Genomic DNA, 12,964 nt, shown 5'->3' with positions numbered 1-12,964 from the left:
CGATCACCGCCGCATGACCATCATCTTTTTGATCTCGGCGATGGCCTTCGCCGGGTTCAGCCCCTTCGGACAGGTCTTCGTGCAGTTCATGATGGTGTGGCAACGATACAGCTTGAAGGGATCCTCCAGCTCATCCAGCCGCTCACCGGTGGCCTCGTCGCGGCTGTCGACGATCCAGCGATAGGCCTGGAGCAGGATGGCCGGGCCCAAGTAGCGGTCACCGTTCCACCAGTAGCTCGGGCAGCTGGTGGAGCAGCAGGCGCAGAGGATGCACTCGTACAGGCCGTCCAGCTGGGCCCGGTCCTCCGGCGACTGCAGGCGCTCCCGGTCCGGCGGCGCCGGCGTCTGGGTACGGATCCACGGCTTGATGGAGGCGTACTGGGCGTAAAAGTGGGTGAGATCCGGCACCAGGTCCTTGACCACCGACATGTGCGGCAGCGGGTAGATCTTGACGTCGCCCTCGACCTCGTCGATGGCCTTGGTGCAGGCCAGCGTGTTGGTCCCGTCGATGTTCATCGCACAGGAGCCACAGATGCCCTCCCGGCAGGACCGCCGGAAGGTCAGGGTCGGATCGACCTCGTTCTTGATCTTGATGAGTGCATCAAGAACCATCGGCCCGCAGCTGTCCAGGTCCACCTCGTAGGTGTCCAGGCGGGGGTTCTGCCCCGCGTCCGGATCCCAGCGGTAGACCTTGAACTGACGGACGCTGCCGCCGGACTCGGCCTTCCAGGTCTTGCCCTCGCCCACCACAGAGTTGGCGGGAAGCTTGAATTCTGCCATTACCTGTTACCTCCTCGCCTAGTAGACGCGCGCCTTCGGCGGAATGACTTCCATCTCGTCGGTGAGCGTGTACATGTGCACCGGCCGGTAGTCCAGCTTGACCTTGCCGTCCTTGCCGACCCAGGCCAGACTGTGCTTGTGCCAGTTATCGTCGTCACGCTCCGGGAAGTCCTCGCGGGCGTGCGCGCCCCGGCTCTCGAGCCGGTTGATGGCGGACTCGATCGTGGCCACTGCATTGCCCAGCAGGTTCTCCAACTCGAGCGTCTCGACGAGGTCGGAGTTCCAGATCAGGCTCCGGTCACTCACGGACACATCCTCGAAGGACTTGTAGACCTCGGCCATCCGCTTGCAGCCTTCCTGCAGGCTCTCGCCGGTGCGGAACACGGCGGCATAGTTCTGCATGGTTTCCTGCATGCTGTCGCGGATCTCCGCCGTGGGCTTGCTGCCCTTGGCATTGCGGAGCCGGTCCAGGCGCTCCAGCGCCAGGTCGCCGGCACCGGGCTGCAGGGCCCGCTGCACCGTGTCGCCCTCTTTGATGATCTCGGCGGCCCGGATTGCCGCGGCCCGGCCGAACACCACCAGGTCGAGCAGCGAGTTGGAGCCGAGGCGATTGGCCCCGTGTACCGACACGCAGCCGGCCTCGCCAATGGCCATCAGGCCCGGAACCACCTTGTCGGGATCCCCATCCTTGAGGGTGACCACCTCGCCGCGGAAGTTGGTGGGGATGCCGCCCATGTTGTAGTGCACCGTCGGAATGACCGGGATCGGCTCCTTGGTGACGTCCACCCCGGCGAAGATACGCGCGGTCTCCGCAATACCGGGCAGGCGCTGGTGAATGACCTCGGCACCCAGATGCTCCAGGTGCAGGTGAATGTGGTCCTTCTTGGGACCGACACCGCGCCCCTCGCGGATCTCGATGGTCATGGAGCGGCTGACCACGTCGCGGGAAGCCAGATCCTTCGCGTTCGGCGCGTAGCGCTCCATGAAACGCTCGCCTTCGGAGTTGGTCAGGTAGCCCCCCTCCCCACGCACGCCCTCGGTGATCAGGCAGCCGGAGCCATAGACCCCGGTGGGGTGGAACTGCACGAACTCCATGTCCTGCAGGGGCAGGCCGGCACGCAACACCATGCCGCTGCCGTCACCGGTGCAGGTGTGGGCGGAGGTGCAGGAGAAGTAGGAGCGGCCGTAACCACCGGTCGCCAGCACGGTGATCTGACCGATGAACCGGTGGATGGTACCGTCGGCCAGGTTCAGCGCGACCACACCACGGCAGCGGTCATCTTCCATGATCAGATCGATGGCGAAGTACTCAATGAAGAACTCCGCCTGGTGCGCCAGCGCCTGCTGGTACAGGGTATGGAGGATCGCATGGCCGGTGCGGTCCGCGGCCGCGCAGGTGCGCTGGGCGGTGCCCTCACCGTAGTTGGTGGTCATACCGCCGAAGGGGCGTTGGTAGATCTTGCCCTCCTCGGTACGGGAGAACGGCACGCCGTAGTGCTCCAGCTCGATGATGGCCGGGATGGCCTCACGGCACATGTACTCAATGGCGTCCTGGTCGCCCAGCCAGTCCGACCCCTTGATGGTGTCGTAGGCGTGGTAGCGCCAGTCGTCCTCGCCCATGTTCCCCAGCGCGGCGGAGACCCCGCCTTGCGCTGCCACGGTGTGGCTGCGGGTGGGAAAGACCTTGGTGACGCAGGCAGTCTTCAGGCCCTTCTCTGCCATGCCGAAGGTGGCACGCAAGCCGGCACCCCCGGCGCCTACCACCACCACGTCGTAATAATGATCGATGATCTTGTAATCGCCTGCCATTGACTCAGCTCCCCAGCGCGACGCGCAGCACCGCCAGGATGGCGATGGCGGCCAGCAGCACGGTGATGAATTTCATCGCGATCAGGCTCGCGAACTTGGCTTTCTCGTCGTGCACGTAGTCCTCGATGACCACCTGCAGACCCAGCTTGGCGTGCCAGAACAGCATCCCGAGGGCCAGCACCCAGAGCACGGTGGTCGTGGGGTTGGACACCCAGGCCACCGTTGCCTCGTACCCGGCCCCGCTGTAACGGGCAATGCCGAAAGCCAACCAGAGCATGAGGGGAACCAGCGCCACGGCCGTGACCCGTTGCAGCCACCAGTGGCCGACCCCTTCCTTGGCGGAGCCGAGGCCCTGCGCCTGTTTGATATTGCTGCGATAGCTGCTCATTACGCGCCTCCCGTGCTCAGACCGACGACCCAGACCAGCACCGTGAGCACCGCCGCGGCGATGAGCACGAGCTTTCCGGACTTGTAAACCGAGTCCAGATCGAAGCCCCGCCCGGTGTCCCAGGCCAGGTGGCGGATGCCATTGCACAAGTGGTAGAACAGCGCGAAGGTGAACAGGAACATGAACACCTTACCTATGAAACTGCCCACCACGGCGTTGGCGGTGGCGAAAGAGTCCGGCCCGGCAGCCAGGGCGGACAGCCACCACACCAGGATGAGGCTGCCCACGGAGAGCACCACGCCACTGATGCGGTGCGAAATGGACATCACCATGGTGAGCTGCGGCTTGTATACCTGCAGGTGTGGAGAAAGCGGCCTGTTATCCGTCTGCATTATTATGACGCTCCGCTATAGGGGACTTGGGTGATTCTTCGGGCGCATAAGCTAACCCCATGGTGGCGATAAAGCAACCTGATACGTCATTCAGGGCGCCAGCAATCCTATTGTCAATCGTTTAAACTCAACCACTTGTGAAAATCAATTAAGAAACGATCTGAGCGCCAGGTTCAGAAATCGCTGCACCGCCCATTCCGTTCCCAATCCCCGTAACGGGTCGGTTCCGGCCCCTTCGGCCCGCCGATCTCCTTGGCCTTACCGGCACCCTCATCGGTCACCCGGCCCGTGGTATCATCGGGGCGGTCGACCGCCTTTTCATCCGCGGACTGTTGCTGGCTGTCACGTTCAGTCATGGCCGTCTCCTGCAAGGTCTGCTGTTGGCGGCTCTTATTATGCCATAGGCCTGTTTCGCGCTGAGGAGGTCTGATGTCCGTAACGTGGACCGATATCCAAGATGTCGCGCCGGTGCCGCTGAACGCCCTGCCGGATGCGCTGATCACCCCGCTGCCCGACGCCGGCGTTATCGCCGTAGAGGGCCCGGACGCCGCCGAGTTCCTGCACAGCCAGCTGACCCACGACATCAAGGGCATGCCAACACGGAGCTGGCGGCTCGCCGGCTGGTGCAACCCCAAGGGGCGGTTGCTGGCCTTGTTCCGCGTTGTCCGGGATAGCGACCAGCACTTCCGGCTGCTCTGCCCCGGTGAGCTGGTGACCGGGGTCATGCGTCGCCTGCAGATGTTTGTCCTGCGGGCCCGGGTCACCCTCGCGGACCGTTCCGGCGAATTGCTTGCCCTGGGGCTGCACGGCCAATCGGCACTGCAAGCCGCCGCGCAGAGCCTGGATGCAGACCTGCCGGAGGATGGCGTGGCCTTTCAGGCCCACGGCGCCACCCTGCTTCGCCTCGGCGAAACCAGAGGTCTGTTGCTGGCCGGCCCCGACCGAATGAACCGGCTCTGGGAAACGCTGCGTGAACTGCCAGTGGGGGACACCCAGCACTGGCGCCTGTTGCAGATCCGCGAGGGTGAGCCGGAGGTCTTCCAGGACAGCCAGGACCTTTTCATCCCGCAGATGGCGAACCTCGATATCCTCGACGGGCTGACCTTCCGCAAGGGCTGTTATCCCGGCCAGGAAGTGGTGGCCCGGATGCACTACCTCGGCCGCTTGAAGAAACGCATGTTCCCGATCCGCGGCGAGGGCCTACCGCCCCGACCGGGCGACGAGGTGCGAAACAGTGGCGGCAAACGGCTTGGCCATGTGGTTACCGCCGAGGCCAACGGTGCCGAGGGTTATGAGGGCCTGGCCGTACTCAACCTCGATCACGCGGAGGGTGGGCAGCCCCGGATTGATGAGCAACCCGTAACCGTAGGCCCTCTGCCGGAGGCGGCGCAGGAACCACCGGCCAACCGGGCGGAATAGCGCTGCTCTCCCGCCCGCGGGCCGTGGCTCCCGCGCCCAGGCCAGAGGGGCAGGCAGCCGCGGCCCTGCTCGTCGTCACAACTGCGGCACCGCCTTTGCGAGCAGGCTCCGGACCCGCTCCATGCCCTTCACCAGGTTGGCATCGATCTCTTCCATCGTGACCGTCCGCCCGCCGATACCCGCCGCCCAGTTGGCCACCGCCGCGCAGGTGGCGTAGGCCAGGCCGGCCTCCCGGGCCAGTGCCGCCTCCGGCATGCCGGTCATGCCGACCACGTGGCACCCATCCCGGGCGAGCCGGCGGACCTCCGCAGCGGTCTCCAGCCGGGGCCCTTGGGTAGCCCCGTAGGTCCCCCACGGGACGGCGTCCAGGCCCGCGGCGTCGGCAGCGCTGATCAGCGCGTCCCGCAGGGTCTGCTCATAGGGGTAGGTGAAATCGATGTGGACCACGTCCGTGAGGTCCTGTTCGAAGAAGGTGTGGCGGCGGCCGTAGGTGTAGTCGATGATCTGGTCCGGAAAGACCAGCCGCCCCGGCTCCATCTCGTCGGCCAGGCCGCCGACCGCGGCCACGGCGATGACGCGGCGCACCCCCAAGTGGCGCATGGCCCAGATGTTGGCGCGGTAGTTGATCTGGTGCGGGGGAATGGTGTGGGCATAGCCATGGCGGGCCAGGAACATGACCTCGCGCCCCTGCAGGACCCCGTGTATGACCGGGCCGGAGGGCTCACCAAAGGGCGTCCGGACCACTTCCCTGCGAGTGATCTCCAGCCCATCCAAACGGGTCAACCCCGTCCCGCCGATAATGGCCAACGTCATGGATTGCGCTCCTCTGCAGTGGTTGCCGATGCTGCTGCGACAGCGGATTCCCGGACGGCGAAGATGCCCGGGGCGTTGCGGCACAGGCCCTTGTAGTCCATCCCGAGGCCAAAGACATAACGGTCCGGCACCTCGAGTCCGACAAAATCGGCGTGGAGCCCTGGGTGCTTGCGGCCATGCAGCTTGTTGACCAGGACCGCCGTCAGGACCTCTGCCGCCCCCTGGGCCCGCAACGCCTCCACGATGCCGGCGAGGGTGTGGCCTTCGTCCAGAATGTCGTCCACCACCAGTACCACGCGGTCGCGCACCGGCGTACCCGGCTCTGCCCGCCACTCCAGCTCTGCCTGCCCGGTCAGGGCACCCCGGTACCGGGTGGCGTGAACATAGTCCAGCTGCAGCGGGAAACCCAGCCGCGGCAACAGCATACCGGCGGGCACCATACCGCCGATCATGACCCCGAGGATCAATGGTCGGCACCCGTCCAGGCGCCGGGTAATGTCACCCGCCAGGCTGTCGAGCGCGCGGTCCACCGCTGCCTGGTCATGGATCAGGTCCGCCTCGGCGAGTACCTGCTCGGCTTCATCCCACGCCATGCCACTCTACCCTCATGCAATCGCCCATCCTTATACCTCCAGCTCGCCTTCCGGCGATGGGTCCTGCCCCCGCACCCGGGCCACGGTCTCCCGCCAGCGCGGGAGCCGCCGGAGCTTCTCCCAGCTTGCAACCACCGGCCGGCCATGCAGCCGCACCAGACGCATGTCGGACACCGGGTCCGGGTCGGGCAGGCTGCGCAGCACGGCGGGTGCGGCCTCCGGATGGTTGCACAGCAATACCATGTCACACCCCGCCTCCACCGCGGCACGCGCACGCTCCGGCATGCTGCCGGCCTCTGCCGCGGCGGCCATCCCCAGGTCATCACTGAACACCGCGCCCTCGTAGCCGAACTCACCGCGCAACACCCCTGTCACCCAGTACCTGGAGAAGGTGGCCGGATGCGAGTCGATGGCGTCGTAGATGATGTGCGCGGTCATCATGCCCGGCAGCCGGTCGGCGGCCAGCATGCGGAACGGCACCAGGTCCGCACCATCCAGGCGGGCCCGGTCGCGGTGATCGCGGGGTAGTTCCAAGTGAGAGTCGGGGGCTACCGAACCATGTCCGGGGAAGTGCTTGCCAACGGCGCCCATGCCGGCGTCGCGCATGCCCGCCACCCAGCCCCTGGCCAGGTGGACCACGGCCTCCGGTTTGGCGTGAAAGGCGCGGTCACCGATCACCCGGCTTACGCCCCGACCCAGGTCCAGCAGCGGGGCGAAGCTGAAGTCGACACCGCAGGCCAGGAGCTCGGAGGCCATCAGCCAGCCCATGTCGTGGGCCAACGCCCGGGCCCGTTGCGGGTCCTCGTCGTAACGCTCGGCCAGTACGCCGGGGGCCGGCAGCCGGGTGAAACCCTGGCGGAAGCGCTGTACCCGGCCGCCCTCCTGGTCTACCGCGATCAGCAGCGGCGGCCGTCGAAGCGCATGAATTTCCCCTGTCAATTCAGTGAGCTGCCCGGCGGATTCAAAGTTTCGCGTAAAAAGGATGACCCCACCGACCCGCGGATGCCGGAGCAGTTCCCGCTCCCCGGCCGTGAGCCGCGTGCCCTCGATCCCGACCATCAAAGGCCCCAGTAACATCAGCGCCCTCCCCCGGCATCCGTCGGCCGGCCATCGCCAAGCCAGACCCGGGTCCCCGGGCCAACCTGATCGAATAGGGCCATTACGTCCGCGTTACGCATACGCACACAGCCATGGCTGAGCGGCACCCCCATGGGGCACTCGTCCGGGCAGCCGTGGATGTAGATGTACCGGCGCTGGGTGTCCACCTGCCCCCCCCGGTTGTACCCGGGCTCTTCGCCACAGAGCCAGAGAATCCGGCTGAGGATCCAGTCCCGCTCCGGGTGGGCACGGCCCAGCGCCGGGCTGTAGACCTCGCCGGTGGGTCGTCGGCCGACAAACACCGCGCCTGCGGGCGCTTCCCCCCCGATGCAGGCACGGATCCTGTGCCAACCGCGTGGGGTCCGGCCGCTGCCTTCGGCCTCGCCGACGCCGTTCTTCCCGGTCGACACCGGCCACCGGGCCAGCACCTGGTCGCCCTGCAGCAGGTGCAATACCTGCGCCTGCAGGTCCACGACCAGCCACCGCTGTTGTCTGTGATCCGTACGGGCCATCGGCTACTTCCAGGCCCGATAGGGGTGTTTGACCAGGTTGATGTTGTAGTACTTGGGGTCGTGGGAGACCTCCTCCCCGGCCCATGCCGGCATCTCGAACCCCTCGTCCGGGTCATTCAACTCCACCTCGGCAACGACCAGCCCGGCGTTGTCACCCTCGAAGACATCCACCTCCCAGACATGATCGCCCACCGGCACCTCGTAGCGCACCTTCTCGACAAAGGGGCGTTCACACAGCGTATCGAGCATCTCCCGGGCCTCATCCACCGGCACCGGGTACTCGTACTCCTGCCGTTCCACTCCCAGGGTCATGCTCTTGATGTTGAGACGCCCCTCGTCCCCGGAGATGCGCACACGGATCGACGCCCGCCGGGTACCGCCGAAATAGCCCTGCCGGTAGGGGTTGCCCGGGCCCGCCTGTTGCCTCCAGCTGTCGTCCCGGACGAGGAACTTGCGTTCGATTTCTGCGGGCATGCCGCCTCCCTGTTCGCCGCTTGCCTTGACATGCTAACCCAAGGACCCGACCGCGTGCTGTTAGAATCACGGTTTATCAAGGACACCAGTTGCGGGACCGATGACCGTGAGCGACCAGGAAAACGCCAGGCAGGCGCTGCAGTCCGATCTCCACACCCTGATTCCGCTGTCCGGGTACATGGAGATCCGCATCAGCGCATTGGGGCCAGCGCACATCGAGCTGGAGGCGCCGCTGGGCCCGAACCACAATCACGCCGGGACTGGCTTCGCCGGGGCCATTTACTCGGTGGCCGTGCTGGCCGGCTGGGCGCTGCTCCGACACGCCACCCGACAGGCAGGTGTCGACGCCGAACTGGTGATCGCGGACGCGCAGATGCACTACCAGCGCCCTGTCACCGGCGACATCGTGGCACACACGGCCATCACCCCGGAACAGCTCGCCGAACTCACCCATCGGCTGGGTAGCGGGCGCCGGGTGCGGCTGCCCCTGGTCATCCAGGTCGGCGACCCGGAGGACCCGGATGCCACCCTCCAGGGGCGCTATTTCGCCCGCCCGTGACCCGGGGTGCTGCGTCATGGCAGCGGTTCTCGCGCCCCCCACGGGGCACCCAGGCGGCTGGGTCCAGGTCTGGCCCTGCGCCGCCGGCCCGGCTAAACTGCCGGGCCTTCGCCCACGGGCGAGTACCGGATACCCATTCAACAATCCCTTCAAACCGATACCAAGCTGCAAACCAGAGGGCGCAGGCACATGAAAAAACTGGTCTTACTTCGCCACGGCCAAAGCATCTGGAATCAGGAGAACCGCTTTACCGGTTGGCACGACGTGGATCTCACCGACAAGGGCCGCGAAGAGGCCCGGGCGGCCGGTCAGTTGATGCTCCGACACGGCCTGCGGTTTGACCACGCCTACACCTCTGTGCTCAAGCGCGCCATCCGCACCCTCTGGATCGGCCTCGATGAACTGGACCAAATGTGGCTGCCGGTCACCAAGGCGTGGCAGCTGAACGAACGCCATTACGGCGCCCTCACCGGCCTCAACAAGGCGGAAACCGCCGAGGAGTACGGGGCTGAACAGGTCCATATCTGGCGGCGCAGCTACGACACCCCCCCGCCGGCGCTGGAAGAGGACAGCCCGTACCACCCCAAGCATGACCCGCGCTACGCCGGCCTCCAACCGGAGCAACTGCCGGCCACCGAGTCGCTGGCCCTCACCCTGGAGCGCGTTCTGCCCTACTGGAACGAGGCCATCGTCCCCACCCTCAGCGGCTGCGACAACCTGCTGATCGCCGCGCACGGCAACAGCATCCGGGCCCTGATCAAGCACCTGGACCAGCTGGACAACGAGTCCATCATGAAAGTGGAGATCGCCACCGGGGACCCGCTGGTCTACGAGCTGGATGACGCGCTGAACGTCCTGGACAAGTACTACCTTCGGGAGCGCGACTGAGCGCCCGGGGCCGGGCACCCGCTCCGATGGACGCCCGGCTTGACCCCATCGGGGGCCCCCGCTACCGTCAGCCGGATGATTTGATAGGAGTTTCCCCATGACCGCGGAACGAACCGCCCTGGTCACCGGTGGCTGCCGGGGCATCGGTGTCGAGGTGGCGCGCCAGCTGGCCCGCAAGGACTACCGCGTGGTCATCACCAGCCGCGACGGACTGGCCGGCAAGGCGGCGGCCGACAAGCTGCGCAGCGAGGGGTTGGCGGTCTCCCATCAGCCGCTGGAACTCACGCGCCAGGAGAGCGTCCGCCGGTTGGCCGCCTACCTGGCCGAGCACTTTGGCCGACTGGATGTGCTGGTCAACAACGCCGGAGATTTCGTCGACCCGGACCTGGACGACCCGCGCCAGGCCAACGTGCTTCAGGCCCCGCTGAGCCACCTGCAGGACAGCTTCGACACCAACGTGCTCGGTACGGTCCGGATCTGTCAGGCGGTGGTGCCCATGATGCGTCCCCACGGCGGCTGTATTGTCAACGTGAGCTCCGGCTACGGTCAGCTGACCGGCATGCGGGCCGGGTTTCCGGGCTACCGGATCTCCAAGACCGCGCTCAATGCCCTGACCCGGGTTCTGGCCGCCGAGCTGGAGGCGGACGAGATCCGGGTCAACAGCGTGGACCCGGGCTGGACGCGTACCCGGATGGGGGGGCAGAACGCACCGCGCAGCGCGGCGGAGGCGGCGGCGGGTATCGTCTGGGCAGCGACGCTACCCACGGATGGCCCCACCGGCGGGTTCTTCCGCGACGGCACCGCCATACCCTGGTAATATCACCGGATTAGCCAAGGATTATCAGAGGGATACCAACCACTCATGACTATTCACATCTCCTCTTCCACCCTGCCGGCCGTCCTGGCCATCATCGCCGGGATCGGCGTGCTCGTGGCGCCCAGCCAGCAGCGCTACATCTTAGGCGCCTTCCTGATCGCCTTTGGCGTACTGGAGCTGTTCTTCTGATGGCCGGAAAGAGCGACGACCTAACCCACCTGAACCCCGAGGGTGAGGTCCACATCGTCAACGTGGGCGAAAAAGAAGACTCCCGGCGGGTGGCCATCGCCGAGGGCTGGATCGAGATGGCCCCGGAGACGCTGGAACGGCTCATCGCGGGGGATCTCAAGAAGGGTGATGCCCTGAGCGCAGCGCGGATCGCGGGGCTGATGGCCTGCAAACGCACCTGGGAGCTGGTGCCGCTCTGCCACCCGATCGCCCTGACCCATGCATCGCTGGAATTGACGCCGGACCGGGCGAGGAACGCCGTGCACTGCCGCGCCCGCACCGAAACCGTGGAACGCACCGGGGTTGAGATGGAAGCGCTCACCGCGGTGCAGGTGGCCCTGCTGACCGTCTACGACATGTGTAAGGCGATGGACCGGGGCATGCGCATCGATGGTGTGCAGCTGGTCCATAAAAGCGGCGGCCGATCAGGTACCTGGGACCGGGACTGCCAGCCGGGCTGAGGCCCGGCAGCAGCCGCTGTCACCGGCCCGGACAGGCCGGGTTGCCCGGGGCGGGTTCAGCCCCCCGCCGCGTTCCAGGCCTGGTTGATCTTTGCCGCCAGAATGAAATCGTTCTGGTGGAGCCCGCCGATCTTGTGGGTGTACAACTCCACCTCGACAAACCCCCAACCCAGGGTGATCTGCGGGTGGTGGTCCTCTTCCTCCGCCAACGCCCCAATAGTCTGGGTGAAGGCCAGGGCAGAAGCGAAATCCTGGGTCTTGAAGCGGCGCGCGATGCGGGTGTCATCGTGGGTGAGCGTCCAGCCTGGCACCTCGGCCAGGTACTGCCGCGCCTCATTCGAGTCCATGGGTGAAACCCCACCCTCGCACGCCGTACAACGCTTTTCCGTCAATGACATAGAGCGACTACCTCCAGTTACGACTACGCATGCCCACTACCCCCGCCGCCCGTCTCCGGCAGCACCAGAATAGCGCGGAAGTCATTCACATTCGTCAGTGTAGGTCCGGTGACCAGCAAGTCACCAAGTGCGGCGAAAAAACCGTAGGCATCGTTCCGGGCCAGGAAGGCCTGGGGATCCACGCCCGCCTCTTCGGCCGCGCTCAGGGTTGCGGGGCTCACCCAGGCGCCGGCATTGTCTTCGGTGCCGTCGACGCCATCGGTGTCGGCGGCCAGCACCCACGTGCCGGGGCAACCTTCCAATGCCAGCGCCGCCGCCAGGGCAAACTCCGCGTTGGGGCCGCCGCGCCCGTCCCCGGTCACCCGCACCGTGGTCTCGCCACCGGACAGCAGCACACAGGGCGGGGCCACCGGCCCCTGTCCGGACGCAATCTGCCGGGCCAGGGCTGCCTGCTCCCGGGCCACCTCCCGCGACTCCCCGGTGATGGCATCCCCCAGCACCAAGGGGGTGACCCCCGACTCACGAGCCCGCGCCGCCGCGGCCTCCAGCGCCTGGGCCGGTGTCGCCACCAGCCGGTTCTCGACACGTGCCAGTCGGTGATCGCCGGGCGCCGGCGTCTCCCCTCGACCACTGCGCAGGAGGGCATCCACCGCGTCCGGTACCCGTATCGCGTAGCGCTCGAGCACGGCCCGGGCGTCCGCGCAGGTGGTAGCGTCCCCGACCGTCGGCCCGGAGGCGATCACCGCCGGGTCATCACCGGCCACATCGGAGACCAGCAGACCGATGACCCGCGCCGGATGACAGGCCGCCGCCAGGCGCCCCCCCTTCACGGCCGAGAGGTGGCGCCGCACGCAGTTGATCTCGCTGATGTCCGCGCCACTGTGCAGCAGCTGCCGGGAGATGGCCTGCTTGGTCCGCAGGTCGATGCCAGGGGCCGGCTGCACCAGCAGCGCCGAGCCCCCGCCGGAGATCAACGCGATGACCAGGTCCTCCTCGTCCAGGTCCGATACCCAGTCGAGGATCTTTGCCGTGGCGCGCACGCCCGCTTCGTCCGGCACCGGGTGGCCGGCCTCCTCCACCAGGATATGCCGGCAGGGCACCGCGTGCCCGTAACGGGTGACGACGATGCCCTCCAACGGGCCGGGCCACGCGCCCTCCAGGGCCCGCGCCATGGCAGCCGCCCCCTTGCCAGCCCCGATCACCACCGTGCGGCCGCGGGGCGGCTCGGGGAGGTGGGGCGGGAGTGCCCGCTCGGGCTGGACCCGGGCCACGACGGTGTCGAAAAGCGCGCGGAGAAACTGTTCCGGTTGTTCGTCCATGGTTCCAGTTTAAGCA

18 protein-coding genes are annotated in these 12,964 nt (G+C 66.8%); 6 read left to right on the top strand and 12 right to left on the bottom strand.

Annotated features, from left to right (window positions below):
* Window positions 1–3 precede the first annotated feature (3 nt).
* The 5 genes from DFR31_RS00970 to DFR31_RS00950 all read right to left on the bottom strand — a co-directional run bounded on the left by DFR31_RS00970 (window position 4) and on the right by DFR31_RS00950 (window position 3,725).
* A complete protein-coding gene (locus tag DFR31_RS00970; RefSeq protein ID WP_121440802.1) occupies window positions 4–780 on the bottom strand; it encodes a succinate dehydrogenase iron-sulfur subunit in 777 nt (258 codons plus the stop codon).
* A gap of 18 nt (window positions 781–798) precedes the next feature.
* Window positions 799–2,589, bottom strand: a complete 1,791-nt coding sequence (sdhA, locus tag DFR31_RS00965) for a succinate dehydrogenase flavoprotein subunit (protein WP_121440801.1) — start codon at window positions 2,587–2,589, stop codon at window positions 799–801.
* A 4-nt stretch (window positions 2,590–2,593) separates the two neighbouring features.
* Entirely contained in the window at window positions 2,594–2,977 is a 384-nt protein-coding gene (gene sdhD, locus DFR31_RS00960) for a succinate dehydrogenase, hydrophobic membrane anchor protein (RefSeq protein WP_121440800.1), read from the bottom strand.
* Entirely contained in the window at window positions 2,977–3,369 is a 393-nt protein-coding gene (sdhC, locus tag DFR31_RS00955; protein WP_121440799.1) for a succinate dehydrogenase, cytochrome b556 subunit, read from the bottom strand. Before sdhC ends, sdhD begins: the two co-directional genes overlap by 1 nt.
* A gap of 173 nt (window positions 3,370–3,542) precedes the next feature.
* The gene (locus DFR31_RS00950) at window positions 3,543–3,725 is read right to left on the bottom strand and encodes a DUF1674 domain-containing protein (RefSeq protein ID WP_121440798.1); all 183 of its coding nucleotides are present in this window, start codon (window positions 3,723–3,725) and stop codon (window positions 3,543–3,545) included.
* A 73-nt stretch (window positions 3,726–3,798) separates the two neighbouring features.
* Here DFR31_RS00950 and ygfZ point away from each other — a divergent pair, with 73 nt between their 5' ends.
* On the top strand, window positions 3,799–4,788 hold the full coding sequence (gene ygfZ / locus DFR31_RS00945) for a CAF17-like 4Fe-4S cluster assembly/insertion protein YgfZ (protein WP_121440797.1): 990 nt from the start codon (window positions 3,799–3,801) through the stop codon (window positions 4,786–4,788).
* A gap of 75 nt (window positions 4,789–4,863) precedes the next feature.
* On the opposite strand, the gene DFR31_RS00940 is transcribed toward ygfZ, so the two are convergent.
* Genes DFR31_RS00940 through DFR31_RS00920 form a run of 5 tightly spaced genes read right to left on the bottom strand, consistent with a single transcriptional unit; the run spans window position 4,864 to window position 8,278 of the window.
* Complete coding sequence (locus DFR31_RS00940) at window positions 4,864–5,601, bottom strand: S-methyl-5'-thioinosine phosphorylase (RefSeq protein ID WP_121440796.1); 738 nt, start codon at window positions 5,599–5,601, stop codon at window positions 4,864–4,866.
* Window positions 5,598–6,194 carry a hypoxanthine-guanine phosphoribosyltransferase gene (locus tag DFR31_RS00935; RefSeq protein WP_121440795.1) on the bottom strand — a complete coding sequence of 199 codons (597 nt, stop codon included), beginning with the start codon at window positions 6,192–6,194 and terminating at the stop codon, window positions 5,598–5,600. The genes DFR31_RS00940 and DFR31_RS00935 overlap by 4 nt, the downstream gene beginning before the upstream one ends.
* A gap of 30 nt (window positions 6,195–6,224) precedes the next feature.
* On the bottom strand, window positions 6,225–7,271 hold the full coding sequence (nagZ, locus tag DFR31_RS00930; RefSeq protein ID WP_121440794.1) for a beta-N-acetylhexosaminidase: 1,047 nt from the start codon (window positions 7,269–7,271) through the stop codon (window positions 6,225–6,227).
* The gene (locus DFR31_RS00925; RefSeq protein ID WP_121440793.1) at window positions 7,271–7,804 is read right to left on the bottom strand and encodes a L,D-transpeptidase; all 534 of its coding nucleotides are present in this window, start codon (window positions 7,802–7,804) and stop codon (window positions 7,271–7,273) included. Before DFR31_RS00925 ends, nagZ begins: the two co-directional genes overlap by 1 nt.
* Window positions 7,805–7,807: 3 nt before the next feature.
* Complete coding sequence (locus tag DFR31_RS00920) at window positions 7,808–8,278, bottom strand: CYTH domain-containing protein (RefSeq protein WP_121440792.1); 471 nt, start codon at window positions 8,276–8,278, stop codon at window positions 7,808–7,810.
* A gap of 106 nt (window positions 8,279–8,384) precedes the next feature.
* Here DFR31_RS00920 and DFR31_RS00915 point away from each other — a divergent pair, with 106 nt between their 5' ends.
* From DFR31_RS00915 to moaC, 5 genes are all read left to right on the top strand, one after another.
* Entirely contained in the window at window positions 8,385–8,837 is a 453-nt protein-coding gene (locus tag DFR31_RS00915; protein ID WP_170153555.1) for a YiiD C-terminal domain-containing protein, read from the top strand.
* Window positions 8,838–9,035: 198 nt separating this feature from the next.
* Entirely contained in the window at window positions 9,036–9,725 is a 690-nt protein-coding gene (gene gpmA, locus DFR31_RS00910) for a 2,3-diphosphoglycerate-dependent phosphoglycerate mutase (RefSeq protein WP_342767659.1), read from the top strand.
* Window positions 9,726–9,822: 97 nt separating this feature from the next.
* Window positions 9,823–10,542, top strand: coding sequence for an SDR family NAD(P)-dependent oxidoreductase (locus tag DFR31_RS00905; RefSeq protein WP_121440789.1), 720 nt, complete (start codon window positions 9,823–9,825; stop codon window positions 10,540–10,542).
* 45 nt (window positions 10,543–10,587) lie between these two features.
* On the top strand, window positions 10,588–10,731 hold the full coding sequence (locus DFR31_RS00900; RefSeq protein WP_121440788.1) for a DUF3096 domain-containing protein: 144 nt from the start codon (window positions 10,588–10,590) through the stop codon (window positions 10,729–10,731).
* On the top strand, window positions 10,731–11,231 hold the full coding sequence (moaC, locus tag DFR31_RS00895) for a cyclic pyranopterin monophosphate synthase MoaC (protein WP_121440787.1): 501 nt from the start codon (window positions 10,731–10,733) through the stop codon (window positions 11,229–11,231). Before DFR31_RS00900 ends, moaC begins: the two co-directional genes overlap by 1 nt.
* A gap of 56 nt (window positions 11,232–11,287) precedes the next feature.
* Here the strand turns inward: moaC and DFR31_RS00890 are convergent, their stop codons facing one another.
* Together DFR31_RS00890 and DFR31_RS00885 are read right to left on the bottom strand one after the other, a co-directional pair.
* Entirely contained in the window at window positions 11,288–11,578 is a 291-nt protein-coding gene (locus tag DFR31_RS00890; protein ID WP_245971054.1) for a 4a-hydroxytetrahydrobiopterin dehydratase, read from the bottom strand.
* Window positions 11,579–11,652: 74 nt separating this feature from the next.
* The gene (locus tag DFR31_RS00885) at window positions 11,653–12,948 is read right to left on the bottom strand and encodes a glycerate kinase type-2 family protein (RefSeq protein WP_121440785.1); all 1,296 of its coding nucleotides are present in this window, start codon (window positions 12,946–12,948) and stop codon (window positions 11,653–11,655) included.
* Window positions 12,949–12,964 lie beyond the last annotated feature (16 nt).

The sequence above is a fragment of the Alkalispirillum mobile genome (assembly GCF_003664325.1).
Taxonomy (GTDB): Bacteria; Pseudomonadota; Gammaproteobacteria; order Nitrococcales; family Halorhodospiraceae; genus Alkalilimnicola; species Alkalilimnicola mobilis.
The sequence above is the reverse complement of the archived record's forward strand: the minus strand, read 5'-3'. Positions and strand labels throughout refer to the sequence as shown.